The organism is Streptomyces sp. NPDC050504 (genome assembly GCF_044458065.1).
GTDB lineage: Bacteria > Actinomycetota > Actinomycetes > Streptomycetales > Streptomycetaceae > Streptomyces.
This window is the reverse complement of sequence record NZ_JBITHO010000006.1, coordinates 441,748-467,586: the sequence shown is the minus strand read 5'-3', so window position 1 is coordinate 467,586 and position 25,839 is coordinate 441,748. Positions and strand designations below refer to the sequence as shown.

Sequence of the window (25,839 nt, the reverse complement as noted above, 5' to 3'; positions counted from 1 at the left end):
ACGACATCGTCGATGCCGGGGCCGCTCAGAGACCGTCGAAGATCACTGAGGCCCCTCTCGCCCCGTGAGGATGGCAACCATTGGCCAAAGGTTGCCTCGCGAGATGCGGGGAATCGAAAAGATCCAAGAAGTGGCCGGATCTGCGAATTGGCCGGATCTGTCCCGAGGGTGGGACCTACGGCTCGTACAGCGGGAGGAAGTGGACGACCGGCTCCTCGTAGGGATGGGCGGCCCGAACGGCTTCCAGTACGGCGCGCGCCTGCTCCCGGTCGCAGACCGACTCGACCTTGCACTCGTCGCCCCGCTGCACCACGCCCACCTCGCCGTCGTACGGGTCCGAGCCGGGCAGCGGCAGCCAGGTGCCGCTCGTGCGCCAGACGCTCGCGCACCTCGCGTACGTCCCCACCCGCCCGGCGCCCGCGGCGTGGAGCGCGTCGACGACCTGCTCCACATGGCTCTCGGGGACGGCTATCTCGATCTTCAGCCTCGACATGACTGGACCCTACAAGCGCCCCTGGGGCGTCCCGGGGGCGCCCTCGGTCCAAGGCCTTCAGTGCGGGACAGCAAGCGGTTACTGTGGCCGCCGGCGGCGGGGTTCCGCGCGCCCCGAACCCCCGGAGGAACCATGCGCGTAGCCCTGCACACCCGCGTCCGCGCGGACCGGATCGAGCAGTACGAAGCGGCACACCGCGCCGTACCCGAAGAGCTCACCGACGCCATCAGGGCGGCGGGCGCGAGCAGCTGGACGATCTGGCGCAGCGGCACCGACCTCTTCCACCTCCTGGAGGTCGAGGACTACGAGCGGCTGCTCGCCGAGCTGGAGAAGCTGCCGGTCAACATCGCCTGGCAGCGGCGCATGGGGGAGCTGCTCGCGGTCGAGCACGACTATTCGGCCGACGGCTCGTCCGCCGCGCTCCCCGTCGTCTGGGAGCTCTGAATCCGCTTTCCCTCTCCGTTCCCTGGGTAACAGGAGAACGGGAGGGAGTACATATGGGGAAGAAGGCACATCAGTCCGATTATTCGTGGGGCAGGGCCGTCGTCATCGGCGGCGGCTATGCCGGGCTCGTGGCGGCCCGTGCGCTCGCCGACCACTTCGAGGAAGTCGTCGTGCTGGAGCGGGATCCGGTGGACCGCGACACCGGGGTCCATCCGAGCGCGCCGCAGGGCTACCACGCGCACGCCATGCTGGCCAAGGGCGCGGAGGTGCTGGAGGGGTTCTTCCCCGGACTCCGCGCCGAGCTGCGGGACCAGGGCGCGCCGGTCTTCGACTACGGCGAGCGCATGAGCTTCCGGCTGCCCGACGGCTTCGCCCCTCGCGACCGCACGGGCGTGGAGATCCAGTCGTTCACCAGGGACGGGATCGAGCGGAGCCTGCGGCGCAGGGTGCTGGCCAGGCCCGAGGTGAGACTGCTGTCCGCCACCAAGTGCGAGGGACTGCTGGTCCCGAAGCCGGGCACGGTCGAGGGCGTGGTGTACCGCACGGACGGCGCCGCGGACTCCGAGGAGCTGACGGCGGACCTGGTCGTCGACGCGTCGGGCCGTTCCAGCCCGCTGGACGCCTGGCTGGAGGGCATGGGGGTGGACGTCCCCGAGAAGGTCGTGGTGAAGGCGAAGATCACCTACACCTCGATGAACTTCCACCGGCCGCCGGACGGCGCCCCCGGCTTCGACATCGCCTACCAGATGACGTTCGCCCCCCACGTGCCGCGCGGCGGCGTGCTCCTCGCGGTGGAGAACGACCGCTGGACGTGCTCGCTGTTCGGGTTCGACGACCAGCTGCCGCCCACCGACGACGAGGGCTACCTGGACTTCGCCAAGGGCCTGACCAATCCGCACCTCGCCGAGCAGGTCGAACGCCGCACGGAACAGGAGCAGGTCCACCGCTACACCAACGTCAACAACCAGTGGCGCAGGTACCACCGGGTCAAGGACTGGCCCGAGCGGCTGATCGCCATCGGCGACGCGGTCTGCGTGTTCAACCCGGTCTACGGGCAGGGCCTGACCGTCGCCGCCCTGGAGGCGCAGTTCCTGCACCGCACCCTGGCCCGGCACAAGGGCAGGGGAGCCGGACTGGCCGGGCTGAGCCGGACGTACCAGCGGGGCCTGGCGCGCATCGTCCTCGCGCCCTGGACCCTGTCCGTCAACTCCGACCTCATGTGGAACCCCGCGGGCCAGCCGTTCGCCGCGAGGGCCGCCCACTGGTACAATACCCGGCTCTTCGCGGTGTGCCTGCGCGACCCCGCCGTGTGGGCGCGCTTCGTGCGCGTGGCCAACATGGTGGCGCCGCCGACCGTGCTGTTCCACCCCACGGTGGTCGCCAAGGTGCTCGGCGAGGCACTGTCCCGGCGCCGCGGGGGACGGCGGACGTAGAACGCTCCGGGGCCCGTCGCCGCCGCGCGCACGTGGCGACGCCGACGGGCTCCGAGGACGGGCCCCGAGGGATGTGCCCTACTCCCCGCCCGGCTGACCGAGTCCGCGCAGTTTCGCCCCGCCCGGCACCTCCGCGGACAGCTCCACGCGCGCGTCCTGCGGCGCCCGCACCGTCACGTACGCCCCGGGGGCCGTGGCCTTCACCGCCCCGCTCACCGAGACCCTGTTCACCGCACGGCTCCCGGCGGCCAGTACGTACCACCGCCCGGAAGGTGCCTTCCAGTGCGCGCCGGCGAGCACGTGCTGCCCGAACCTGCTGCACGATGCGGTGTCGGCCGCCCCGGCCACCACCACGCCCGGATCGAGCGGCCCCGCCCCCGACTCCTGGAGCTGAACCGTCACCCGGCCGGGCCCCCGCCAGGTGTCCGCCCTGCTGCACACCCACGTGGCGCTCCCGCCGCCCTCGGGAAGCGGCTGCACGGCGTACGCCCAGTTGTTGACCGCGCGCACCCCCGAGCCCCGCAGGGACCGCAGCGAACAGGCCGTGCGCGCCCAACTGACCAGCGCGGGGCCGCCGGTCGCCTCGCGCGGCTGACGCGGCGGCGCGCCGGTGCCGGGCGGCGGGATGTACGTGAGGTGCACGGGCACCAGATCACCGAGGTCCGTCACGACGAAGGCGTGCTTCTCCACGATCGCCTCGGACGAGCGCAGTTGGAGGGCGGGCCAGGAGTCGCACGTGCTTCCGGGCGCGGGGCGCGGAACGGCGGCGGTGACGCCGGAGGCCGAGACCGCCAGCGGACGGGCCGGGGTGTTCGGCGCCAGCATGTCGCGGGTCGTGGACTCGGCGATCCAGGGCGCGAGCAGGAAGCGGGCGGAGTCCGCCGAGCGGCTCACCACGACCGCGGCGGCCGTGGTGACGTCGGCCTCGTCCGTACGGGCCAGGTCGAGCGCCGCGCCCGATCCCGTCCCGGAGCCCTTCGTCTCGGCGTAGCGCACCAGACGGCGGCCGTCGTGGAACAGCACGACCGCGTCCCCGTCCAGCTCGCCCGCGTACAGCAGTTGCGGCGGCTCGGCGGGCGGCGCGGTGGACGTGCCGGGCGTCGTGGTGACCTGCACGGAAGGCCCCGGACTCGCCCAGGTGCGCAGCGCGCGGCCGAGCAGCGCCCGGTCCTCTGCGCGCTCGCCGCGCACGGGCCAGGCGGTGAAGTCCACCCGGGACGTGTCGGACCAGACGGCGGCGGGCGTACGGAGCAGCAGCGCCGGATCCAGCGCGCGGGTGAACGCCGCACCGACCGGTACGCCGCCCGTGTACTCGCGCCGGGGCTCCTCGTCCGACCCGGCCAGCGTGACGGCCGCGGCGGCCAGCGCTACGGCGGCGGCGAGCGTGGCGAGGCGCGCCCTGCGACGGCGGCGCAGCAGATCGGTCGGGCGGGTCTGCACGGTGCACGGGTCGAACTCCGACGCGCGCAAAGGGGAATCGGCGACCGCGTCCGACGAGTCCGGGTCCGTGGCGCCCTCCGCGCGGCCGACCGGCCGGTGCAGGCCCGCCGCACAGCGCAGCGCCCCGTCCGGATCCGCGACCCCGGCCTCCGCGAGCAGTGCGCGGACCGCGTCCGCGGACAGCTCTTCCAGTACGCGCAGGGCGAGCGCGGCCCGCACCGGCGCCGACACCTCGGACAGCGCGCGGTCCAGGGCCAGTTCGGCCGAGCCGCCCGCGCGCGGGAACAGCCGCAGTCCGAGGACCAGCGGGAGCCCGGGGCGCGGGGCGCGCGGCCGCCGGTGCTCGTACGCGAGGGAGTGGCGCAGCACCCGGGTCCGCACCCACGCGTAGGCGGCGCTCCTCGCGTCGCTCGAACCGCGCTGTGCGGGAACGGGCGCGGCGCGCCGGGACAGGCGCGGGACGGGGCCGCGCGGGAGCGCCCGCTGCACCACCGCGTGCGCGGCGAGGACGCGGCGGTGGCGGCCCAGGGCGGGCGGCAGCGTCAGGTACGCGAGCCGCACCAGGCGCGGATAGTGCTCGACGAGGGTGGCTTCCACGTCGTGGGTACGGGGAGGTGTTCCGGCGGCGAGGGATTCGGCCGGGCCTATGGAGGACGGCATGGCATGTCCAACGAAGAGATGGTCGGACGGTCACACCGCACAGCAGTTCGCGGGGGGACACGGCCCCGGGACGGCTGGGGGCCTGCGGTCCGGCGGGCGGACCCCCGGTTGGACCGATCGGCCGGGCGGGCAGGAGGCTTGCCCCCATGAACGAGACACCTGACGTGCCCTGGTACTCCAGGCCCGCAGCGCGCACGTGGCGCTGCGCCCCCGCCCCGGACGCCGTACGCGCGTTCCACGCGTCGCTCGTCGACTACGCGCCCACGCCGATGGCCGAACTCCCCGAGCTAGCGAAGGAACTGGAGGTGGTGCGGGTCCTCGTGAAGGACGAGGCGAGCCGCCTCGGGCTGCCCGCCTTCAAGGCGCTCGGGGTCTCCTGGGCGGTGCATCGGCTGACGTCGGAGCGGTCCGAAGGGGCCGGGGGCGGCGGGACTCCAGGGCGCCTCACCCTCGTCGCGGCGACGGAGGGCAACCACGGCCGCGCCCTGGCCAGGGTGGCGCGCCTGACCGGTGAGCACGCCCACGTCTTCGTGCCGCGCGGCGTGCATCCGGCGGCCGTGGCGGCGATCTCCGCCGAGGGCGCGCGCGTCACGGTGGTCGACGGGTCGTACGACGAGGCGGTGCGGGCCGCCTCCGCCCGTGCCCAGGCGCCGGGCGCCGTCCTGGTCCAGGACACGGCCTGGCTCGGCTACGAGGAGATCCCCGGCTGGATCGTCGAGGGGTACTCCACGCTCTTCGCCGAGATCGACGACCAACTCGCGGAAGCGCAGGCGGACCTGGTGGTCGTGCCGGTGGGGGTGGGATCCCTCGCGCAGGCCGCCGTCACCCACTACCGCAGCAGGCCTGACGGGCGCCGGGCGCCCGCGCTGCTCGCGGTCGAGCCCGCTGCCGCCGCCTGCGGACTGGAGAGCCTGCTGCACGGGGAGCCGGTCACCCTCGCCACGGGACACACCGCGATGGCGGGCCTGAACTGCGGCACGCTCTCCCGACTGGCGTGGCCCCACCTGCGCGACGGCCTGGACGCCGCCGTCGTGGCGACCGACAGCGCGGCGGCCGGTGCCGCCCGCGACCTCGCGGCCCTCGGTGTGTCCGCCGGCCCCTGCGGCGCCGCCTCGCTGGCGGGCGTGCGCGCCGCGCTCACCGGCCCCCGGGGCGCGGAGCGCCGCGCCGCCCTGGGGCTCGGCGCCTCGTCGACCGTGGTGCTGCTGAGCACCGAGGGCGCCGCGGCGAACCCGCAGTTCTGATGCGCACCCGCGGTTCTGATGCGCACCCGCGGTTCTGCGGTGAACCCGCAGTTCTGAGGGGTGGTCGCCCGCCCTACGACGGAGCCCGGGTGAACGATCTGCGGTACGCGCGCGGCGGCACGCCCCTGCGGCGGACGAACTGCTCGCGCAGCACCGCCGCGCTGCGGTAGCCGACCCTCCTGGCGACCTCCTCGACGGGCAGGTCCGTGGTCTCCAGCAGCTCTTCGGCACGGCTGAGCCGCAGACCGCGCAGCCAGGCGTGCGGGGTGGTGCCGGTCGACGCGGTGAAGCGGCGGGCGAAGGAGCGGCGGCTCATCAGGGCGCGCCGGGCGAGTTCGGTGACGGGCAGCGGCTCGTGCAGGTTCTCGCGGGCCCAGGCCAGGACGTCGGCGAGCCGTTCGTCCTGGCTGTCCTCGGGGGCGGGTGCCGCGAGGTACTGGGCCTGCCCGCCCTCGCGGTGGGCGGGCAGCACCAGGTCGCGGGCGATGGCGTTGGCGGTCGCCGCGCCGTGCTCGCGGCGCAGCAGGTGGAGGCAGAGGTCGAAGCCCGCGGCGGCGCCCGCGCCGGTGACGAGGGGCCCCTCGTCGACGTACAGGCCGTCGGAGGCGACGGTGACGTCCGGGTGGCGCTCGGCCAGCAGGTCGGCGAACCGCCAGTGGGTGGTGGCGCGCCGCCCGTCGAGCAGCCCTGCGGCGGCGAGCGCGAAGGCCCCCACGCAGTGGGACACCACCAGCGCGCCGCGCTCGTGCGCGCCGTTCAGCGCGGAGAGCGCGGCGGGCGGCGGCGGGGTGCGGAAGTCTGCCCAGGGCAGCGCCATCACCAGGTCGGCGGTGGCCAGCCGGTCCAGGCCGTGTTCGACGGAGAGCGGCAGCCCGGTGTCGGTGCGGACCGGGCCGGGCCGGTCGGTGCACAGGGCGAAGTCGAAGCGGGGGAAGCCGGGTCCCCGTGGGTCGAACACCTCGGCGGCGATCGCCGCGCCGAGCATGCCGACGCCGGGCGGGGCGTAGGCGGCGATGGTGAGGAAGGGCGGCATGGCGGGAGTCTGGCACGAGTGGCACGTTTCCCGCGATCAGTGGCATCAGGGCCACTCGTTCGAAGGCGGCCCGGCTGAAAGGCTTGAGCCATGAACGACGCACCCACCGGCCAGAGCGCCGCGTACACGATCCTGACCACCGGCTACACCCTCTCCACCGGCCCCGGCGTCGCCGCCACCGTCTCGTACGTCCGCGACGGCGACCGGCACGTCGTCGTGGACCCGGGCATGGTGGCGAGCCGCGACCGCATCCTCGGCCCGCTGGCCGCGATGGGGCTGGGGCCCGACGACATCACCGACGTGGTGCTCAGCCACCACCACCCGGACAACACCATGAACGTGGGCCTGTTCGGCCGGGCCAGGGTCCACGACCACAAGGCGGTCTACAGCAACGACCAGTGGACCGACCGGGACGCCGAGGGCTACGAACTGGCCCCGTCCCTCAAGCTGATCCGCACCCCGGGCCACAGCCCGGAGGACATCACGCTCCTCGCGGGCACCCCCGAGGGCGTCGTGGCGTTCGTCGGCGACCTGTGGTGGCGGCCCAACGGACCCGTCGAGGACCCCGTCGCTCCCGACCAGGGGGAACTGCGCGCGTCGCGGCTGCGGGTGCTGGCGGCGGCCGACGTGATCGTGCCGGGTCACGGCGGGGCGTTCGCTGCGGACGAATCGGCGCCGCTCTGACGCCGACGGCCACCACGGGCCCGTGCGGCGGCTCCGCGGGACGGACGCGTGACCGTACGGACAGCGGGTGCGTGACCGTACGGACAGGTCGCGCGTGACCGTACGGGCAACGATCGCGCGACGGAAGGGACAGGGGTTCCGGCGAGGGAACCCCGCGTCCGGGACCGCCCTCCTCTACGGCGTGACGCACGGTCCTTCCGCCGTGCGCGGACCTTCCCGGGAGAACTCGTGTTCACGCTCACCAGGCGTTCCACCGCTGTCGCGCTCGCCGCGGCGACCCTCGGCACCGCGGCCCTCGCAGCCGCCACCCCGGCGGCCGCGGTGCACGGCGGCAAGAACGCCACGACCGCGGACCACCCGTACATCATGGCGATCCGGTCCACGAGCGGCGAGCAGATCTGCGGCGGCACCCTCGTCGCGCCGACCAAGGTGGTCACCGCCGCGCACTGCGTGGACAACGAGGACGGTTCGGCGAAGAAGTTCAAGGTCATCGGCGGCCGCACCGAGGTGGCGTCCACCAAGGGCACCGTACGGAACATCGCCTCGATCAAGATCCACCCGCAGTACGTGTCGGCGGCCTTCACCTACGACGCGGCCGTCATCACCCTCGACAAGCCGATGCCCTACAAGGTGCTGCCGGTCGCGGGCCCGAGGGACGGCGCGCTCTACAAGTCCGGGACGAGCGCGACCGCCCTGGGCTGGGGGCTGACCGCGACCGACACCCTCGCGACCCGGCTGAAGTCGGCGCGGCTCGTGCTCTCGCCGCTCAAGAGCTGCGAGCCCTACACGCAGCCCGACGACAAGTCCTCCCTGAAGCTGTGCACGACGCCCGCCGCGGGCACCAAGGACAGCATCTGCCGGGGCGACTCCGGCGGTCCGCTGATCGTGGGCGGCAAGCTCGTCGGCATCCTCTCCACGGGCAACAAGTACTGCAACAAGGACTTCCCGACCGGTCTGTTCACCCGCGTCAGCGCGATCAGCGCCAAGCTCTCCCTGCCCACCGGCTGACTGTCGGTGGGCGCGTCTAGCGTGCTGCTCGGGCAGATCCCTGCCTGGGCCCGTACGAACGAGGGAAGACAGTGACGACACTCGAGAACCGCCCGAACACCGCTCTCCTGATCGTGGACGTGCAGAACGGCGCCGTCTCGGCGGCCCACGCGCGCGACGCGGTCGTCGCGAACATCGCGGCCCTCGTGGAGCGCGCGCGGCGCGAAGCCGTCCCCGTCGTCTGGGTCCAGCACTCCGACGAGGAGATGCCGGAGGGCAGCGAGGCCTGGCGGATCGTCGCCGAACTGGCTCCGCGCGCCGGTGAACCGGTCGTGGGGAAGCACTACGGCGACTCGTTCGAGGACACCGCGCTGGAGGCCGTGCTCGCGGACCTCAAGGTCGGCCGTCTGGTCGTCGCGGGGGCGCAGACCGACATGTGCGTCCGCTCGACGCTCCACTCCGCGTTCTTCAGGGGGTACGACGCCCTCCTGGTGAGCGACGCGCACACGACGGACGACCTGACGTCCCGGGGCGCTCCGCGCCCGGAGCAGGTCATCGCGCACACCAACCTCTACTGGACCCACCAGGCGGCCCCCGGCCGCACCGGTGGCACGGCCCGCACCGAAGCGGTCGACTTCGGCGCCCCGGCCCGGGAGCCCGGCAGCCAGGACCCGGAGGGCGCCGCCACTGTCTCCGGGGTCTGAACGGACCCCGGGCGTATGCCGGTCGGCGGCGTTCGACGCGTTCAGCGGCCGCCGTCCGACGTATACGATCTTGCCCGCACTTATGTGCAGAAATTGACCATGGGCTCCACCGATCCGCGGTGGGGCCGCACTAGGGGTACAGGGGATTCATCACATGGCGTACACGAGATGGACGGGTGCGGCGGTCGCGGCGGCGGCCCTGGCACTGGTGGCGGCGACGCCCGCGGGCGCTGCCACCGCGCCGACGGCGCCCACCACGCCCGCACCGCCCGCCTCGGACACGGCAGGCGTCAGGGCCGCGCTCCAGCGGACCGTGGACGCGGGGGCGCCCGGCGCCTTCGCCGTGATCAAGAACCACGACGGATCGGGCCGCGACCAGGCGCTGACCCTCGGCAAGGCCGACCTCGACGGCACGCCGATGGACTCCCGCCTGCGGTTCCGGGTGGGCAGCAACAGCAAGATGTTCGCCTCGGTGCTCGTGATGCGCCTCGTCGAGGAGGGCCGCATCGACCTCGACAAGCCGCTGCGCGACTACCTTCCCGCGGGCACGCTCCCCGACGACTGGCAGATCACGGGCCGTCAGGTGATGCAGCACCGCGCCGGGGTCTACGACCACACCAACGACCTGCTGGAGCAGGCCGGCGAGGAGACCACGGACGCCTTCGAGAAGCGCATCCGCAACATCGCCTACAAGCCGTCCGACCTCGTCGCGATGTCCGTCAAGCGCGGTCCGCAGGCCGCGCCGGGCGCCCGCTACTCCTACTCCAACACCGGTTACGTCCTCCTCGGCCTGGCCGTCGAGCACGTCACCGGGCGGCCCTACGCCGAGGTGCTGCGCGAGGAGATCATCGAGCCGCTGCACCTGCACCGCACGTCCTTCGTCGTGCCGAACAAGGCCATCAAGGGCGCCCACGCCACGGGCTACCTGACGAACGACGACCGCACCAAGCCGCTGCTCGACTCCACCGAGCAGACCGCGTCCTGGGTGTGGAGCGCGGGCGCCGTCATCTCCAACGCGGCCGACCTGGACCGCTTCCTCTCCAAGGTGGTCGCGGGCAGCAAGGGCGGCCTGGTCTCCGACGAGTCGCTGCGCCAGATGACGAACGTGCTGCCGACGCCGTCCGCCAACGTCAGCTACGGCCTGGGCATCCGCCAGATCCAGCTCAGCTGCGGCAAGGTGTTCGGCCACGGCGGCATCGTGCAGGGCTACCAGACGCAGTCCTTCACGACCCCGAACGGCAGCCGTACGGTGGTGGTCTTCGCGAACGCCTCCAACAACGGCACCGTCACGCAGGGCCTGATGGGCGCCCTGGAGCCCGCCTTCTGCGGCAAGGCGCCGAGTCCGGCCGCGCGCAGCTCCGTCGCCCCGCGCAACAGCGTCGGCGACGGCACCGTCCGCGCCACCGTGCCCGTCGTCGAGGACACCCGCATCTAGTTCCCCGGGCACGGCACGTCCAACGGCCTTGTGCGGTACACCGGCCGGTGTACCGCACAAGGCCGCCCGTATTCTTGCCTCCGCCATCACGCACCCACGAACAGGACCGGCGCCCATGCAGTACGTCGACCGCGAGCCCTTCCCCTCCCACTACGGCCGCCTGCGGGTGGAGCTCGACGACCTGGCCCCGGCCCGGTGGCTGGAGCGCGACTCCGAGGGATGGGCCGGGATGGGCACCGTCGCCTCGGTGTGCGCGCCGGGCTTCGAGGCGTACGCACGCGTGCTGCACCCGGCCAGGCTGGACGAACGGCCGGTGCGCTGGGACCGGGTGGCGCGGGAGTACGGCCGCACGGTGGACGGCGCCACCTGCTGGCACGAACTGATCGGCGCGGCCGACCGCCTGTACCGCAACCACGACACCCCCGAGATCCCCGGGGTCTGGGACGAGCACCCGGAGGAGGGGCCGACGCCCGCCGACGTGGCCACCGCCCTCCTCCCCGTGCTCGCCGCGCACACGCGCACCCCGGAGCGCTGCTGGTACGGCCTCTGGGACGGCTACGGGCACCTGGACTGGCGCGGCGCCCCCGTCTTCCACACGCCGGGCCGCGAGGAGGTCCTGCTGTCCGGGCCGCTCGCGGACGTCGCGTCCCCCGCGGTGCGGCCGCACGGCGCCCCGCCCGAGCTGCCCGACCTGTGGTGGCCCGAGGACCGCGCGTGGTGCGTGGGCGGCGACGTCGACCTGGTGAGCACCTACGTGGGCGGCACGGCCGAGTGCGTCGACGCCCTGCTGGCGGTGCCCGGCATCGAGGCCCACCGGGTCACCGGGTCCGCCGCGGTCGACTGACCGCGTACGGGGCCGCCCACGCCCGTGGACGACGAGGGGCGGGCTACTTCGGCCCGTAGGCCATGAGGACCGCACGGCGGACCGCACGGCGGCCCGCTTCACGGAAGGAGCCGACCTTGGAGTCCACCTCGTGGATCCGCGTGTCGTGCAGCACCACCATGGCCGCCACCGCGGTCCCCGCGTCGAGCGCGACCGCCAGTTCCTCGCGGACGCCCTCGACCAGGGCCTCGTGGAACTCCGCCAGTTCCCCGGGCTCGACGTGCCCGCGCACGGTGTGCGTGGCCGCCACCTCGTAGGCCAGGCCCTCCTCCCAGGGCTCGAAGTCCAGGGTGACGCGGGCGAAGTCGGCGGGGCAGCCGCTCTGGAACGCGTACAGCGCCACCACGTCCCTGAGGGGCCGGGGCGGGAACGCCGGGGGAGCGGTCGGCGGGCCGCCGCCGTCAGGTGGTGTGGAGTTCATGGGAAGGCCAGTGGTAGCCGCTCCTGGCAGATGCCGCAGGGCGGGAAGAAGACGGGCTCCGCGCCGCCGGGTACGTCCGTCGGCCACCTCCGGCGCAGCTGGTCGAGGGCGGCGTCCACGAGCTTCTGATCGAGTTTCACCGCCGCATCCTCGCACGCCCGTCCGAATCGGCAACTGGTTTGACCGGTCACCGGATTGACGCGTCCGACAGCTCTTCGCCCAGCTCTTCGCCCAGTTCTTCGCGCACCCCTTCGTACAGTGCGAAGAGGCGCGGCGCGGGGGTTCCCGACTCCTGCGACGCCGTCGTCGCGGTGGCGGCGAGCGCCGACCAGCACTCGGCGGTGACCCGGCGGGCCTCGGCGCCTGGCCACGGCCGGGGGAGCAGTTCGGGCGGCAGCAGCGGATCGGGCTCCATCGCCTGGCTGAAGGCCGCCGCGAGGCGCACCGCCAGGGTCAGGCGCTCGGCCGCCGTCGGCCCGTCGGGGCGGCCGAGCCGGTCCAGGCAGGTGCGGGCCAGTGCGGTGAGACGGGTGTGGCGGGCCGCGACCTCGTCCAGCGGCCAGAGGGCGGCGGCCAGTTCGGCGGGCTCATGGACGCCGCCGACGCTCAGGTCGGTGCTGGTGAAGGTGGTGACCTGGGCGGCGAGGCCGAGCCGGTGCGCCTCGGCGCCGACCAGTTCCCCGATGCGGTTGGCGCTCACGTAGAGGCCGCTCTGGACGGGCGCGGCGCCCAGGTGCAGGAGAGTGTCGCGCAGGGCGTCACGGGCGGTGCGGCGGGCCTCGGGGACGGCGAAGGCGAACAGGTGCCAGACGCCGTCCCAGGGCGCGAGCCCGTGGTCCTGGCGGTAGGCGTGGCGGACGTACGCGACGTCGGGGGCGACGGAGCCCGTGGCGTCGGGGACGGCCCGGAGCAGGGCCTTGCGGCCCCGGCCCTCGTGGGTGAAGCGGCCCTCGGCGACCAGGCGCTTGATGCAGAGCCGCACCTGCTGGTCGGTCATGCCGAGGCGTCCGGCGACGTCGTACAGCTCGCCCGCGTCCACGGTGCCGTCCTCGCGCACGAGCGCGTGCACGAGCAGTCGGGTGGGGATCGGGGGCCAGGCGCTGTCGTCCGGTGCGGTGGCGGTGGTCATCTGTCGGTCCTGTTGCTCGGGGTGTGCGGGCCGTTCGGGCGGGTCGGGCGGGCGTCGGCCGGGGTGACGGCCCTGTGCATGGTCGTGACGGCGCCGAACCCCATGAGGCGGCGCAGGTACGGCGTCCGTTCAGTGTGCACGGCGACGAAGCCGTGCCGTTCGTACAGGGCGCGGGCGCGTGGGTTGACGTCGATCACGTCCAGCCGGACGCGCTCGCGGGCGTGCTCGGCCGCGACGGCGGCGATCTCGCGCAGCAGGAGGCCGCCGATGCCCTTGCCGCGGTGTTCCGGGGCCACGGCGATGCCGTCCATGACGAGTTCGCCGGGGACGGGGTCGCGTTCGAAGAGCGCGAGGACGGCGACGCGCGGCAGGCCGCGCAGCCGCCCGTAGGCGCGGAGCACGTCGCCCGCCGTGCCGCCGGTCAGGCCGCGGCCGTCGAGCTGGAAGCCGGCGACCCCGGCCACCTCTCCGTCGACGAGGGCGACGACGGCCCGGTCGCGGTGGAGATGGGCGGCGATGAAGGCGCGCCCCTGGTCCGGCGGGTTCAGCCCCGCGCCCAGCTTGCGCCCGAACGCCTCCCAGTACAGCGCCGCCACCCGCCCCTCGCTGCCGGGCGGCACGTCCCTGCGCACCCGTACCGGTTCTTCGGCCGCCATCGTCGCCCCTCCGTCACGTCGGCACTTGCTCTATCGAGAATAGTACGCTCATTATGAAAACGATCGTATTGAGTTCGATAGTTTTGGAGGGTGAGGGGCGATGCGAGGACAGAACGTGCTGCGGAGACCGCGCGTGGGGCCTGACGGGGAACGCGGAACAGGGCGGCTGGCCCACGTCGACGCCCTCCGGGGCTTCGCACTGCTGGGCATCCTGCTGGTGAACATCGGCTACCTCGCCTCCGCGTACCACGGCAGCGGCGTCGAGGACCCCGCCTTCGGCGCCCCGCTGGACGAGGCGGTCCGCGCGCTGGTCGCGGTCTTCCTCGAAGCCAAGTTCTTCCTGCTGTTCTCGTTCCTGTTCGGCTACAGCTTCACCCTGCAGTTCGCCTCGGCCGAGCGGAGCGGCGCCCGCTTCGTGCCGCGCTTCCTGCGGCGCCTGGGCGGGCTCTTCGTCCTCGGCGCCCTGCACGCCGTCCTGCTGTTCCCCGGCGACATCCTCACCACGTACGCGGTGCTGGGCCTGGTCCTGCTCGCGCTGCGCGGCCTGCGCCCGCGCACGGCCGTGCGCACGGCCGTCGTGCTGCTGGCCGTCACGGCGACCGCCTACGCGCTGCTCGCCCTCGCCCTGCACCTGTCGGGCGGCGCGAGCCCCGACCCCGACGCGGCGGCGAACGCCGAACGGGCCGTGACCGCGCTGCGCGGCGGCCCCGCGTCCGTCGTCGGCGCGCACCTGGCGGAACTGCCCGACGTCCTGCTGCTGCTCGCCCTCTTCCAGGCGCCGTCCGCGCTGGCCGCCTTCCTGCTCGGCCTCGCCGCCGGCCGCCACCGGGTGCTCGCCGACCCCCTGCGGCACCGCGGGACCCTGGTCCGCCTCCAGTGGGCCGGCTTCACCGCGGGGCTGCTCGGCGGCATCGTCTACGCCCACGCGAGCCTCGAACACCCCGGAGGGACGTACCAGATCCTCGCCCTGGGCATCGACGTCATCACCGCACCGCTGCTCGCCGCCGCGTACGCCGCGACCGTGCTGCGTCTGCTCTGCGGACGGCACGGCGCCGTGCCGACCGCCGTGCTCGCGCCGCCGGGCCGCACGACACTGACCAACTACCTCACCCAGTCCCTCGTCTGCGCCCTGCTGTTCACCGGATACGGCGCGGCGCTCGTGGGCCGCGTCCCGCCGCTCGGGGTGCTCGCGATTGCCGTGGCCCTCTTCGCCGTACAGGCCGTCGCGAGCCGCTGGTGGCTGCGGCACTGTGCGTACGGACCGGTGGAATGGCTGCTCCGGGCGTGGACGACCCTGACCAGGCCGCCGCTGAGGCTGCGGGCCCGGCGGTGAGGGTGGTGGTGCCGCACCCAGGTTCAGCACGCACTCCCCGACCCGGAGGCAGAGGCGCGGAACTCCGTCGAGGTCCCGCTCGGACGGCTCGGCACCTCGGCGGACGTCGCCGTCGTCGTCGCGTTCCTGGCGTCGGACGACGCGGCGTACGTCACCGGCCAGGACCTCGTCGTCGACGGCGGGCTCGTGGGGTCGGTGTCCGTGGGTGCGTGAGCGCCGCCGAGCGGCCCGCTACGGGCCCGACCGGCCCCCCGGATAGGCGATGCGGGTCGTGATCGCGGCGATCCGCGCCGCCGACTCCTCCGCCGCGCCCAGCGGCTGGACGATGTGGCTGACGGTGAGGCGGACGATCGTCTCCACCGCGAGGCTGCGCGACTCGGCGTCGACTTCCGGCCACGCATCCTGGGCATAGGCGTCGAGCAGCGCCATCGCGGTGTCGAAGACCGGGTCGTGACGCGTGGTCAGATACGCCAGCAGTTCGTCGTCCCCGCTGCGCGCGGCCGTCAGCACGGCCTTGATCAGCGGATTGTCCGAAGCCTGACGGAGCACGAAGCCGACGCCCGCGGTCGCCGCGGCCCTCAGGTCGGCCCGGTGTGCGTCGAGTTCCCGCACGATGCCGATCATGAAGCGCTCGGCCTCGCGCTCCGCCAGCGCCAGCCCGATCGCGTCCTTGGTGCCGAACTCGTTGTAGACCGTCTGGCGGCTCACGCCCACCGCGCGGGCCAGTCCCGCGATGCCGAGCTTTCCCCAGCCGCCCGCCGCGACCTGCGCGTACGCCGCGTCGAGGACCTGCTCCCGCAGTACGGAGCGGACTGTCTGCCGGAATCGAGTCGCCATCGTGACGCCCACTCTACGGCGTCCCGTTCTCTTCGCTCCCTGTCCACGGCATTGACACTCGTCCGGACCGGTGTCTAACTACTGGACAGTTGCATGCCCAACTGTCCAACCGTGGAACCGTCCGACCGTACGGCCGCCCAACAGGGCGCGGGAGAAGGTGGATTGATGACCGCCGCAGAGGACACCTGGCGCGATCCCAAGCGCTACTACTGGCTGATGGGACTGGTCATCCCGGCCTTCCCGTTCCTGTCCTGGGCCCTGGTCGAAGTCACGGGGCAGGGCGTCTTCTGGTGGACCGGCGTGATCGTGCTCTACGCGGTCTTCCCCGTGGTCGACCAGCTCATGGGCAAGGACTCGGGCAACCCGCCGGAGAGCGCGCTGGCGTGGCTGGAACAGGACCGGTACTACCGCTGGTGCACGTACCTCTACCTGCCGCTCCAGTACGCCGGGCTCGTCCTCGGCTGCTGGCTGCTGACCTCGGGCGACCTGGGATGGGCGAGCCGCGTCGGCCTCACGGTCACCCTCGGCGGGGTCGCGGGCATCGGCATCAACACCGCCCACGAACTGGGCCACAAGAAGGAGTCCGTCGAACGCTGGCTCTCCAAGGTCGCCCTCGCGCAGACCTGCTACGGACACTTCTTCATCGAGCACAACCGCGGCCACCACGTCCGCGTCGCCACCCCCGACGACCCGGCGAGCGCCCGCATGGGCGAGAGCTTCTGGCGCTTCCTGCCGCGCACCGTCGTCGGCAGCCTCCGCTCGGCCTGGCACCTGGAGGAGGCCAGGCTGCGGCGGCGCGGCAAGTCCCCCTGGACGCACCAGAACGACGTACTCAACGCCTGGGCCATGTCGCTCGTCCTCTTCGGCGCGCTCACCCTCGCCTTCGGCCCCGCCGTACTGCCGTACCTGGCGGGACAGGCCGTGTTCGGCTTCTGCCTGCTGGAAGTCATCAACTACACCGAGCACTACGGGCTGCTGCGCCGCCGCCTGGAGAACGGGCGCTACGAGCGCTGCGCGCCGCGCCACAGCTGGAACAGCGACAACGTCGCGTCGAACGTGTTCCTGTACCACCTCCAGCGCCACAGCGACCACCACGCCCACCCCGTGCGCCGATACCAGTCCCTGCGCCACTTCGAAGAAGCGCCCGAACTCCCCACCGGATACGCGGGGATGATCGTGATGGCCTACTTCCCGCCCCTCTGGTACCGGGTGATGGACAAGAGGGTCCTCGCCGCGTACGACGGCGACATCACCCGCGCCAACATCCAGCCGTCCAGGCGCGCCCGCCTGCTGGCCCGCTACGGAGCCGCCGCATGACCCCTCGCCCCGCCCGCCACCTCTGCCCCGAGTGCGCCTACGTCTACGACGAGGGGCTGGGCGCGCCGCGCGAGGGCTTCCCCCCGGGGACGCCGTGGAGCTCGGTGCCCGACGACTGGCCCTGCCCGGACTGCGGGGTCAGGGAGAAGGTGGACTTCGAACGCGCGGAGGAGTGATCCCGGCGGGCGGCGCGCTGCCCGGTCGCTCCCCGGTCGCTCCCCCCGCGCTCAGCGGGGCGCGTCGTCGTACGCCTCGCGGGCGGCCAGGACCTCGCCCATGTGCTCCTCGGCCCACCCCTTGATGGCACGCATCACCGGGACGAGGGTCGCACCGAGCCCGGTGAGCGCGTAGTCGACGCGCACGGGCACGGTCGGCGTGACGGTCCTGGTGACCAGCCCGTCGCGTTCGAGGTTGCGCAGGGTCTGGGTGAGCATCTTCTGGCTGACGCCCGCGAGCCTGCGGGCCAGGTCGCCGTACCGCTGCGGGCCGTCCGCGAGCGCGCTGACCACCAGGCTCACCCACTTGTCGCCGATCCGGTCGAGCATCTGCCGCGCGGGGCACTGGGCGAGGTAGGCGTCGTACGCGGCGCGGGCGCCGGGCGTGGTGCTGATCATGACACTCCTCAAGGTGCGGACCTGGGCGTTCGGGGGACGGACGCACTTCGAAGTGCGTCCTTCCCGCTGGAGAGTAACTCTCCCTAAGGTCGTCGCGAACAAGCCGGTGCGGAAATGGAGTTCGTGATGATGCAGGCAGTTGTCGTGCGGTCGTTCGGCGGCCCCGAGGCCCTGGAGTTCGTCGAGGTGCCGGTCCCGTCGGCAGGCGTCGGACAGGTCCGCGTACGGGTGGCCGCGGCCGCGGTCAACCCGGTGGACGCGGCGACCCGCTCCGGAGCGCTGGCCGCGGCGGGCCTGATGCGCCCGGACGGGGTGGCGGGCATCGGGTGGGACGTCGCGGGGACGGTCGACCAAGTGGGCTCGGACGTCGAGGAGTTCACGCCAGGTGACGCGGTGATCGGGCTCAGGGACAGGCTGGACGTGCCGCTCGGGACGTACGCGCGGTACGTGGTCCTGGACGCCGCCGCCGTTGCCCCCGCGCCCGTGGGCGTCGCCGCCGCGCAGGCCGCGACGCTCCCGCTGAACGGCCTCACCGCGCTCCAGGCGCTGGACCGCACCGGCCTGGAGCGCGGCGCGACCCTGCTGGTCACCGGGGCCGCGGGCGCGGTGGGCGGCTTCGCGGTAGAACTGGCCGCGCTGCGCGGGATACGGGTGGTGGCGGTCGCGGGCGCCGAGGACGAGGAGTTCGTGCGCGGAGCGGGGGCCGAGTGGTTCGTGCCGCGCTCGGAGCCGCTCGCCGAAGCGGTACGGGCCCGGGTGCCCGGGGGAGTGGACGCCGCGCTTGACGCGGCCGTCGTCGGGATCGAAGCGCTGGGGGCCGTACGGAACAAAGGGGCGTTCGTGTCCGTCGTGGCCGGGGCCGCGCCGGCCGCGCTGCGCGGCATCCGGGTCGCCGAGCAGTGGGTGGGCGCCGACCCGGCGCAGCTCGCGGAGCTGTCGGAGCTGGCCGGACGGGGCGGGCTGACGCCGCGCGTCGCGCGGACGCTGCCGCTCACCGACGCGGTGGACGCGCACCGGCGCCTGGCGGAGGGCGGGCTGCGGGGACGGCTGGTACTGGTCCCCGAGTGACGGAGGCACGGGCGGCGGCTCCGGCGCACACGGCGGATTCACCACCCGTCACGAGCGCCCCGCTCACCCGAAAGGGCAAGTAAATGAAGAGAGTTGCCGATACGGGCGCTGCCACAATGGGCGCATGGCCACATGGGTTGACGCGGTGGACTCGGTGGAATCAGTGAGCCGCTCGGCGCCCCGGGAGGCGGCGCGGGCCGAAGGCGTGGAACAGCTCGGCGGTGAACTCTCGCGCATGCTGGGGCGGGTCGTGCCGCACGACGGCTATCTGCTGACGGGCTACGACCCCGTCACCGGCGCCCGCTGTTTCCTCGCCTGCGAGAACGCCTACGGCGCGGGGGCGCGCCGCCGCATGGACCAGGAGGACGCGCTCGGGCTGACCCGCGGTCCGGTCGCCCGACTGGTCGACGGCGCGAGCCCGGTGGTGGTGCTCGGCTCCGGCGCGCGGGACGCGGGCCCGGGGGAGAGGCGGCTGCACGACATCATGGCCGCCGACTGCTACGGCAGCGAGATGTGCGTGATGCTGCGCGAACGCGACCTGTCCTGCGGGACGTTGGTGCTGCTGCGCGAGCGCGGAGCCAGGCCGTTCTCACCGGCCGACGCGGCCCGCGCCGCCGAGCTGGCGGGGCCGCTCGCCCTGGCCGTACGGCGGTTCGTGACGGGCAGGGCCCCGCGGCCCCGCCGGACGCACTTCCCTCCGGTCGTCGTCCTGGTCGGACAGGACGACGAGGTCAAAGGGGTGACGGCGGCGGGGCGCGAGGCGCTGCGCGGACTGCTGCCCGGCGTCTACCCGGCCGGTGACCGCGAACTGTTCGGCTTCGCCCGGCACCTCATCTGCACGGCACGACGCACCGGCGAACCCGCACTCACCCGTGCCCCCACCTCCCTGGGCTGGTTCTCGCTCCAGGCGCAGCCGTGGGAGGGGCGGGAGTCGGGAGAAGTGGTGGTCACGCTCCAACCGGCACCGCCCGCCGATCTGCTGCCCGCGCTGGTGCGGTGGTACGGCATCTCCGCGCGGGAGCGGACGGTGATCGAGCAGGTGCTGGAGGGGCAGGCCGCCAAACAGATCGCCCGCCGCCTCGGACTGTCGCCGCACACGGTCAACGACCACTTCAAATCGGTCTACCGCAAGACGGGCGTGGGCAGCAGGGAAGAGCTCCTCGCCTGGCTGCTGCGGGGCTAGCCGCCTCAGGGGCGCAGGAAAGCGGCCTCCGTGACGGTGTCGAGGTGCATCAGGACGTCGTACGAGCGGGAGACGGTCGCCTCGGCCGACGGGCCGGGGTACTGGGTGCCGATGCTGGTGACGGGGTGCGGGGCGGCGAGCCAGGTGCGGGCGGCGGCGGGGACGCGGTGCACGTCCAGGTAGTAGGCGCGGTGGCGGACCTGCCCCAGGGTGTGCTCGGTGGTGCCCGGGGCCGCGGGGCCGATGCCGAACTTGCGCCACGTGCCGCCGACGGCCGCGTCCGAGGAGAGGAACGACCCCTGGCGGAAGGTGAACCCGATGGCGCGGTAGGCGTCGCCGTACACGTCGCGCAGGAACGCGCCCTGGACCTTCGGATACTCCCTGGGGAGGTCGGAGACGTACGCGACGTGGGAGTTGTGCGCGGAGACCAGCACCTTGTGCCCGGTGTGCCGCTGCCACCAGGAGACGTTGCGGGCCATCAGCCTGTCCCGGTAGCGCATCGCGGTGGGAACGACGGCGGCGTCGCCGAGGTCGAACGCGAGGAAGGCGGCGGTCTCCGCGACGCACCGGGCGTGCTGCTCGACCCACTCGAAGGACTCGGCCCCGGCCGCCGCGCCGCGACGGGGGTCGCGCAGCACGGTGAGCGCCTGCCGGGCGTTGGCCGCGAGGAGCCGCCGCTCTTCGAGCGGCTTGTTGAGGTACGCGAGGTGGTCGTCGAGGGGTCGGAGTCCCGCGTACAACGCGCTCACGCGCGCCAGCAGGTGGGGCTGGTGCTCGCGCACGTACCCCGTGATCCGCTCGAAGAACTCGTCGCCCGCCCGGGGCGCGGCGGCGTCACAGCCCATGAAGTGGACCCTGCGGTGCGGGTTCCGGCGGTTGTGGTCCCGCATCCAGGCGATGAGGTGCACGAACTCCTCGCGCTCCCAGGGGGATCCGCCGAACGCGTCCCGCACCAGCTCCCGCGCGTTCCCCGGTCCGCCCTGTACGTACGCGTCGACGCGCAGGCCCGAAGGCCAGCTCATCTCCAGCGCGAAGGTGGTGAAGCCGTGCTCCGCGACGAGGTAGCGGAAGACGCGCTCCTTCATGGTGAAGAACTCGTGCGTGCCGTGGGTGGCCTCGCCGAGGCCGACGACGGTGGCGCCCCCGAGCATCGCCCCCAGGGGCCGCAGGTCCGCGAAGCCGCCGCCAGGCTCCGTCGACCGCAACGGGTACGCGACCTGCTCCAGGGCGCGTACGACCGACGGCAGGTCGCCCCGGGAGCCGTCGGCGGCGCGGGCGGCCGCCGGTGTCAGCGCCGCCCCCGTCAGGCCGGCGGCGGCAGCGATGAGCGGCCGCCGCCCGATCCGTACGTCCGTCACGTCCGCCGTGTGGTCCACGCGGCTCTCGCCCATGCCGGTACTCCCCATGTCGTGCTGTCGAAACTTCGAACTGAGGAAGATCCTTCCAACGGAAGGAAGGCAGCACAGTGCTGCTACCAGTAGAACCGAAGGGGGAGTCCGCTACACCCCCGGTGGGGAGCAGCCACTACGGACGCGGTGCGCGGGACGCGCCGCCCGCCGGGAGGCAACAACCTGTCACACCCGTGTGGGCCAGGGCCCTTTTGGCAGCTTCCAGACGGCCGCGTTGAACATTACTCACAGGTATTCGAGGGTCGTACGGGTCGTCGCGCACCCATTTGTCGCGCGAAATCCCGCCGCGAGTAAGGAAGTCACCGGAATCATGGGTGAATACGCCCCCGCACGTCCTGCCCCGATCGCCGTCGTGGGAATTGGCTGCCGTGTTCCCCGTGCCGACGGTCCCGCCGATTTCTGGAAGCTCCTGATGGACGAGGTCTGCGCGGTCGGGGAAGCGCCGCCGGTCCGCTTCGGCAGGCCCTACGGCATTCCCGGGGCCGGAGTCCGTACGGCGCTCCTCGACGGGGTCGACCGCTTCGACGCGGAGTTCTTCGGGATCTCGCCGCGCGAGGCCGAGGGCATGGACCCCCAGACGCGGCTGTTCCTGGAGACCGCCTGGGAGGCCCTGGAGGACGCGGGGCAGGACACGTCGAAGCTGGCGGGGACCCGTACCGGCGTCTTCGTCGGCACGACCAACGTGCACTACTGGGACCTCCAGCAGTCCATCGGCCACCCCGACATCCACGCCTCCCTCGGGGCCGGTTCGCGCTCCACCACCACCGGACGGCTCTCCTTCGCGCTGGACGTCACCGGGCCCGGACTGTCCGTGGACACCGCCTGCTCCTCCTCCCTGACGGCCGTCGCGCTCGCCTGCCAGAGCCTGCAGACCGGCGAGTCCGAGACGGCGATCGCGGGCGGCGCGCAACTGCTGCTGACCAACAGCGAGAACCACGGGTTCGTGGAAGCGGGCGTGTTCGCGGACAACTGCCGCTTCGGCGCCGCCGACGCGGACGGCTTCGTCTTCAGCGAGGGCGTCGGCGCGGTCGTGCTCAAGCCGCTCGACCGCGCGCTGGCCGACGGCGACCCGATCCGCGCGGTCATCCGGGGCTGGAGCACGAACAACGACGGCGCCGGCGCCAGCACGATGATCACCCCCGCGCTGAGCGGCCAGCAGCAGATGCTCAGGCAGGCGTACGCGCACGCGGGCATCGCCCCCGCCGACGTGGACTACGTCGAGGGGCACGGCACCGGCACCCGCGCGGGCGACCCCGTCGAGCTGGGCGCCATCGCCACCGTCCTGGGCGGCGCCCGCCCGGACGGGCCGCCGCTGCTCGTCGGCTCGGTCAAGAGCAACATCGGGCACACCGGAGCGGCGGCCGGGGTGCTCGGGCTGATCAAGGTCGTGCTCTCGCTCCAGCACCGTACGGTCCCCCGCAGCCTCCACGTCACCGAACGCACCGGGGAGATCGACTGGGACGCCGCGGGCATGGACATCCCGGGCGCCGCCGTGCCCGTACGGGCGCAGGGCCGCCCCCTCACGGCCGGAGTCAGCGCCTTCGGGGTCTCCGGCACCAACGTCCACGTCGTCCTGACCGGGACCGAGCAGCCCGTGGATGCCACGCGCCGCTCCACCGCGTCCGCGGGGGAGAGCGCCGGCGCCCAGCTGCTCCTCCTCTCCGGGGCGTCCCCCGAGGCTCTGCGGCAGCGCGCCCGCGACCTCGCGGACCACCTCGTGTCCGACGGCTCCGACACCTCAGGCGGCCCCGACAGTTCCGACGGCTCCGCCCGTGCGGTGGAGCTCGCCGACATCTGCCACACCGCCGCCGTCCGCCGCGCGCACCACGACTACCGGCTCTCCGTCGTCGGTGACAGCCGCGAAGCCCTGGCGGCCGAACTCGGGGCCGCCCTCGCGGAAGGAGTGGACGCCCAGTACGCGGGCCGCCCCCGGGTCGCCTTCGTCTTCTCGGGCCACGGATCCCAGTGGATCGGCATGGGGCGCGAACTGATGGACGCCTCTCCCGCGTTCAGCGCCGCGCTGATCCGCTGCGACGAGGCCGTGCGCGCCGAGACCGGATGGTCCGTGATCGAGCGGCTCACCGACGGCAGCGACCTGATCGACGAGACCGTGGCCGTCGTGCACCCCGTCCTGTGGGCCGTGCAGGTGGCGCTCGCCGAGACCTGGCGCGCCTGGGGCGTCGAGCCGGACGTCGTGATCGGCCACAGCATGGGCGAGTCCGCGGCCTCGGCCGTCGCGGGCGCGCTGAGCCTCGCCGACGCGGCGGCGGTCGTCTGCCGCCGCAGCCGCCTCATCCGCGACCGGGTCGCGGGCAGGGGCACCATGTCGGTGGCCGCGCTGCCCGCGGCCGACGCCGAGAAGCTGATCGCGGAACTCGCGGTCGAGGTCTCCGTCGCGGCCAGCAACGGCCCGCGCACCACGGTCCTCGCGGGCGCGGTCGAGGGCATCGAGAAGATCAAGGCCGAACTGGACGCCCGGGACGTCTTCTGCCGCGTCATGAAGGCCGAAGCGGCTTCCCACTGCTCCCAGATGGACCCCGTCCTGGGCGAACTCGCCGAAGCACTGCGGGAGGTGCGGCCGCGGCAGGGCCGTGTGCCGATGCGCTCCACGGTCACCGGTGAACCCGTCGACGGCACCGGCCTCGACGCCGCGTACTGGACCCGCAACCTCCGCGGCCGCGTGCACTTCCACGAGGCAGTGCTCGCCACCGCCGAGGAAGCCCCGACGGTCTTCGTGGAGATGAGCCCGCACCCGATCCTCACCGGCGCGGTGCGGGACTGCCTGGCGGACGCCGGCCTGCCCGGCGGAGCCTTCGGCTCCCTGGTGCGCGAGGAGCCCGAACGCGAGACGCTCCTGGCGCACCTGGGCAAGGTGTACGAGACCGGGGCCCCCGTCGACTGGGAGCGGCTCTACGGCACGGGCCGCAACGTCCCGCTGCCCGCGTACCCCTGGCAGCGCGAGAGCTACTGGCTGGAGGACCTGGACCTGCTCCCGGTGGTCCGCGACTTCGTCCTGGGGCCGGCGTCGCCGCTGCTGGCCGACGCCGCGCACGGGCGACCCGTGACGGCGCACGGCCCCGAGTTCCTGGAGGCCGTCAGGGCCGTGGCGGTCGAGGCCGCGGGCGGCGGCGCCGTCGTGCTCACCGGCGTCGACATCGGCGACGCGGTCCTGGTGAACCCGGGCGACGAACCGGTCGTCAGGGTCACCCTCACCCCCGAAGTGCCGGGGGAGAGGTGGCGGTTCGAGGTCACGAGCCGCCCCGCGGCCGACGCGGGCGACTGGCGGCCGCGCTGTAAGGGCACCGTCGCCGTGGCCGACGAAGGGCCCGCCCCCGTGGCGCTCGCCGAGGTCCTGGGGCGCTGCTCGGAGCGCTGGGACGCGGAGACCTTCTACCGCAGGGTCCCGCGCGGCGACCGGCTGAGCCGGGTCGTGGACGAGCTGTGGCTCGGGCAGGGCGAGGCGGTGGCCCGGCTCAGCCGCCCCGCGTCGCTTGAGCCCGACCCCGGCCACCCGGTCCACCCCCAGCTGGTGCACGCGGCCTACCAGCCCGTGCTCGCGCTCCTGCCCGACACGTCCGGCCTGGTCCCGCGGCTCGAACGGTTCACGGTCACCGGCCGGGCCACGCAGACCCTGTGGAGCACCTGCCGGATCTCGCGGAGCGCGGACGGCGGCCTCGTGGTGGACGTCGCACTGCTCGACGACCGGCAGCGCGTCGTCGCCGAGGCGGCGGGAATGCCGATCCGCGACCAACGGGACCCGGACGGCACGGAAGCCGCGGGCCACGCAGACGCCCAGACAGATGCCCAGACAGCGGAGACCGGGGAGAACCACGTGCACACGACTACGGCGGCCGAGTCCGCGGACGCACCGGCTTCGGCGGCGCGGAAGGGCGCGGACACGGGCATAGAGCTGACGGGCGAGCTGCGGCTGACCGACCCGGGGACCGGATTCTCCATCGAACTGCGCGGCTCGCTGCGCATTTCCCGGGACGCGGTCGCGGCGCCCGCCGCCGTGCCCGCTCCCGTCCCTGCCCCCGTTCCCCGGACGCTCCCCGCACCGGTGTCGGCACCGGTCGTGGCCGCACCGGTCGTGGCCGCACCGCCCACGCCGTCCGCCCCCACGCCGCCCGCCCCGACACCGACGGCCTCCGTGCCGTCCGTCCCCGCGGCCCCGGACGACCGCCCGACGGTCGAGCGGGTCGGGGAGCACGTCGCGGCGATCCTCAAGATGCGCGTGGCCAGGCTCGACGTGAACAAGCCGCTCAGCCGGCTCGGCATGGACTCGCTCATGGGAACGCAGCTGCTCAAGCGGCTGGAGCGGGAACTCGGCGTCACCCTGCCGCCCACCACGCTCACGCGCGGCGTCACGACCGCCGCGCTCGCCCGGGAGATCGAGGCGCGGACCGGCGCCTGACCCGGCGGCGAACGCCAT

General features: G+C 73.6%; 24 protein-coding genes and 1 pseudogene. 15 read left to right on the top strand and 10 right to left on the bottom strand.

All coding sequences use genetic code 11. The features are described 5' to 3' along the window. Nucleotides 1-175 precede the first annotated feature (175 nt). Nucleotides 176-493 carry a hypothetical protein gene (locus ACIBNE_RS24805; protein WP_399275018.1) on the bottom strand — a complete coding sequence of 106 codons (318 nt, stop codon included), beginning with the start codon at nucleotides 491-493 and terminating at the stop codon, nucleotides 176-178. 132 nt (nucleotides 494-625) lie between these two features. Between ACIBNE_RS24805 and ACIBNE_RS24800 the strand changes: the two genes are divergently transcribed. After that, entirely contained in the window at nucleotides 626-937 is a 312-nt protein-coding gene (locus tag ACIBNE_RS24800; RefSeq protein WP_399275016.1) for an L-rhamnose mutarotase, read from the top strand. Between the two features lie 53 nt (nucleotides 938-990). Next, complete coding sequence (locus ACIBNE_RS24795; protein WP_399275014.1) at nucleotides 991-2,370, top strand: FAD-dependent oxidoreductase; 1,380 nt, start codon at nucleotides 991-993, stop codon at nucleotides 2,368-2,370. Nucleotides 2,371-2,448: 78 nt separating this feature from the next. Here the strand turns inward: ACIBNE_RS24795 and ACIBNE_RS24790 are convergent, their stop codons facing one another. Next, nucleotides 2,449-4,470, bottom strand: coding sequence for a hypothetical protein (locus tag ACIBNE_RS24790; protein ID WP_399275012.1), 2,022 nt, complete (start codon nucleotides 4,468-4,470; stop codon nucleotides 2,449-2,451). A 146-nt stretch (nucleotides 4,471-4,616) separates the two neighbouring features. Here ACIBNE_RS24790 and ACIBNE_RS24785 point away from each other — a divergent pair, with 146 nt between their 5' ends. Next, the gene (locus ACIBNE_RS24785; protein ID WP_399275010.1) at nucleotides 4,617-5,714 is read left to right on the top strand and encodes a diaminopropionate ammonia-lyase; all 1,098 of its coding nucleotides are present in this window, start codon (nucleotides 4,617-4,619) and stop codon (nucleotides 5,712-5,714) included. Between the two features lie 73 nt (nucleotides 5,715-5,787). Here ACIBNE_RS24785 and ACIBNE_RS24780 read toward each other — a convergent pair whose 3' ends face one another. Then, nucleotides 5,788-6,747 (bottom strand): GlxA family transcriptional regulator, encoded by a 960-nt coding sequence (locus tag ACIBNE_RS24780; RefSeq protein ID WP_399275008.1) that lies wholly within the window; start codon nucleotides 6,745-6,747, stop codon nucleotides 5,788-5,790. A 90-nt stretch (nucleotides 6,748-6,837) separates the two neighbouring features. Between ACIBNE_RS24780 and ACIBNE_RS24775 the strand changes: the two genes are divergently transcribed. The 5 genes from ACIBNE_RS24775 (at nucleotide 6,838) to ACIBNE_RS24755 (ending at nucleotide 11,401) form a co-directional block, all read left to right on the top strand. Next, nucleotides 6,838-7,431 carry an MBL fold metallo-hydrolase gene (locus tag ACIBNE_RS24775; protein ID WP_399275006.1) on the top strand — a complete coding sequence of 198 codons (594 nt, stop codon included), beginning with the start codon at nucleotides 6,838-6,840 and terminating at the stop codon, nucleotides 7,429-7,431. A gap of 228 nt (nucleotides 7,432-7,659) precedes the next feature. Then, entirely contained in the window at nucleotides 7,660-8,439 is a 780-nt protein-coding gene (locus ACIBNE_RS24770; protein WP_399275005.1) for a S1 family peptidase, read from the top strand. A gap of 71 nt (nucleotides 8,440-8,510) precedes the next feature. After that, nucleotides 8,511-9,122 (top strand): cysteine hydrolase family protein, encoded by a 612-nt coding sequence (locus tag ACIBNE_RS24765; RefSeq protein WP_399275003.1) that lies wholly within the window; start codon nucleotides 8,511-8,513, stop codon nucleotides 9,120-9,122. Between the two features lie 154 nt (nucleotides 9,123-9,276). Continuing rightward, nucleotides 9,277-10,557, top strand: coding sequence for a serine hydrolase domain-containing protein (locus tag ACIBNE_RS24760; RefSeq protein ID WP_399275002.1), 1,281 nt, complete (start codon nucleotides 9,277-9,279; stop codon nucleotides 10,555-10,557). Nucleotides 10,558-10,672: 115 nt separating this feature from the next. Next, nucleotides 10,673-11,401, top strand: a complete 729-nt coding sequence (locus ACIBNE_RS24755) for a hypothetical protein (RefSeq protein ID WP_399275000.1) — start codon at nucleotides 10,673-10,675, stop codon at nucleotides 11,399-11,401. A gap of 43 nt (nucleotides 11,402-11,444) precedes the next feature. Here ACIBNE_RS24755 and ACIBNE_RS24750 read toward each other — a convergent pair whose 3' ends face one another. Genes ACIBNE_RS24750 through ACIBNE_RS24735 form a run of 4 tightly spaced genes read right to left on the bottom strand, consistent with a single transcriptional unit; the run spans nucleotide 11,445 to nucleotide 13,646 of the window. Then, a complete protein-coding gene (locus tag ACIBNE_RS24750; RefSeq protein WP_399274999.1) occupies nucleotides 11,445-11,861 on the bottom strand; it encodes a hypothetical protein in 417 nt (138 codons plus the stop codon). Next, nucleotides 11,858-12,001, bottom strand: a complete 144-nt coding sequence (locus tag ACIBNE_RS24745; RefSeq protein ID WP_399274997.1) for a hypothetical protein — start codon at nucleotides 11,999-12,001, stop codon at nucleotides 11,858-11,860. Before ACIBNE_RS24745 ends, ACIBNE_RS24750 begins: the two co-directional genes overlap by 4 nt. 47 nt (nucleotides 12,002-12,048) lie before the next feature. Continuing rightward, nucleotides 12,049-12,990, bottom strand: a complete 942-nt coding sequence (locus ACIBNE_RS24740) for a PaaX family transcriptional regulator C-terminal domain-containing protein (RefSeq protein WP_399274995.1) — start codon at nucleotides 12,988-12,990, stop codon at nucleotides 12,049-12,051. Then, entirely contained in the window at nucleotides 12,987-13,646 is a 660-nt protein-coding gene (locus ACIBNE_RS24735) for a GNAT family N-acetyltransferase (protein ID WP_399274993.1), read from the bottom strand. The genes ACIBNE_RS24740 and ACIBNE_RS24735 overlap by 4 nt, the downstream gene beginning before the upstream one ends. Before the next feature lie 100 nt (nucleotides 13,647-13,746). Here ACIBNE_RS24735 and ACIBNE_RS24730 point away from each other — a divergent pair, with 100 nt between their 5' ends. Both ACIBNE_RS24730 and ACIBNE_RS24725 read left to right on the top strand, forming a co-directional pair. Then, nucleotides 13,747-14,979 carry a DUF418 domain-containing protein gene (locus tag ACIBNE_RS24730; RefSeq protein ID WP_399274992.1) on the top strand — a complete coding sequence of 411 codons (1,233 nt, stop codon included), beginning with the start codon at nucleotides 13,747-13,749 and terminating at the stop codon, nucleotides 14,977-14,979. A 69-nt stretch (nucleotides 14,980-15,048) separates the two neighbouring features. Continuing rightward, nucleotides 15,049-15,192 (top strand): annotated as a pseudogene (locus ACIBNE_RS24725) (SDR family oxidoreductase); the annotation flags it as partial. A gap of 18 nt (nucleotides 15,193-15,210) precedes the next feature. Here the strand turns inward: ACIBNE_RS24725 and ACIBNE_RS24720 are convergent. Continuing rightward, on the bottom strand, nucleotides 15,211-15,816 hold the full coding sequence (locus tag ACIBNE_RS24720) for a TetR family transcriptional regulator (RefSeq protein WP_399274990.1): 606 nt from the start codon (nucleotides 15,814-15,816) through the stop codon (nucleotides 15,211-15,213). A 165-nt stretch (nucleotides 15,817-15,981) separates the two neighbouring features. On the opposite strand from ACIBNE_RS24720, the gene ACIBNE_RS24715 reads away from it, so the two are divergent. Both ACIBNE_RS24715 and ACIBNE_RS24710 read left to right on the top strand, forming a co-directional pair. Beyond that, nucleotides 15,982-17,133, top strand: a complete 1,152-nt coding sequence (locus ACIBNE_RS24715; protein WP_399274988.1) for an alkane 1-monooxygenase — start codon at nucleotides 15,982-15,984, stop codon at nucleotides 17,131-17,133. Further along, on the top strand, nucleotides 17,130-17,309 hold the full coding sequence (locus ACIBNE_RS24710; RefSeq protein WP_399274986.1) for a rubredoxin: 180 nt from the start codon (nucleotides 17,130-17,132) through the stop codon (nucleotides 17,307-17,309). Before ACIBNE_RS24715 ends, ACIBNE_RS24710 begins: the two co-directional genes overlap by 4 nt. Nucleotides 17,310-17,360: 51 nt before the next feature. On the opposite strand, the gene ACIBNE_RS24705 is transcribed toward ACIBNE_RS24710, so the two are convergent. Beyond that, a complete protein-coding gene (locus ACIBNE_RS24705; RefSeq protein WP_399274985.1) occupies nucleotides 17,361-17,747 on the bottom strand; it encodes a winged helix-turn-helix transcriptional regulator in 387 nt (128 codons plus the stop codon). A gap of 129 nt (nucleotides 17,748-17,876) precedes the next feature. On the opposite strand from ACIBNE_RS24705, the gene ACIBNE_RS24700 reads away from it, so the two are divergent. Beyond that, nucleotides 17,877-18,815, top strand: coding sequence for an NADP-dependent oxidoreductase (locus ACIBNE_RS24700; protein WP_399275425.1), 939 nt, complete (start codon nucleotides 17,877-17,879; stop codon nucleotides 18,813-18,815). 124 nt (nucleotides 18,816-18,939) lie between these two features. Next, complete coding sequence (locus ACIBNE_RS24695; RefSeq protein ID WP_399274983.1) at nucleotides 18,940-19,998, top strand: LuxR C-terminal-related transcriptional regulator; 1,059 nt, start codon at nucleotides 18,940-18,942, stop codon at nucleotides 19,996-19,998. 5 nt (nucleotides 19,999-20,003) lie between these two features. Here ACIBNE_RS24695 and ACIBNE_RS24690 read toward each other — a convergent pair whose 3' ends face one another. Further along, entirely contained in the window at nucleotides 20,004-21,389 is a 1,386-nt protein-coding gene (locus tag ACIBNE_RS24690; RefSeq protein ID WP_399274981.1) for an erythromycin esterase family protein, read from the bottom strand. A gap of 328 nt (nucleotides 21,390-21,717) precedes the next feature. On the opposite strand from ACIBNE_RS24690, the gene ACIBNE_RS24685 reads away from it, so the two are divergent. Beyond that, complete coding sequence (locus ACIBNE_RS24685; protein WP_399274979.1) at nucleotides 21,718-25,821, top strand: type I polyketide synthase; 4,104 nt, start codon at nucleotides 21,718-21,720, stop codon at nucleotides 25,819-25,821. Nucleotides 25,822-25,839: the final 18 nt, after the last annotated feature.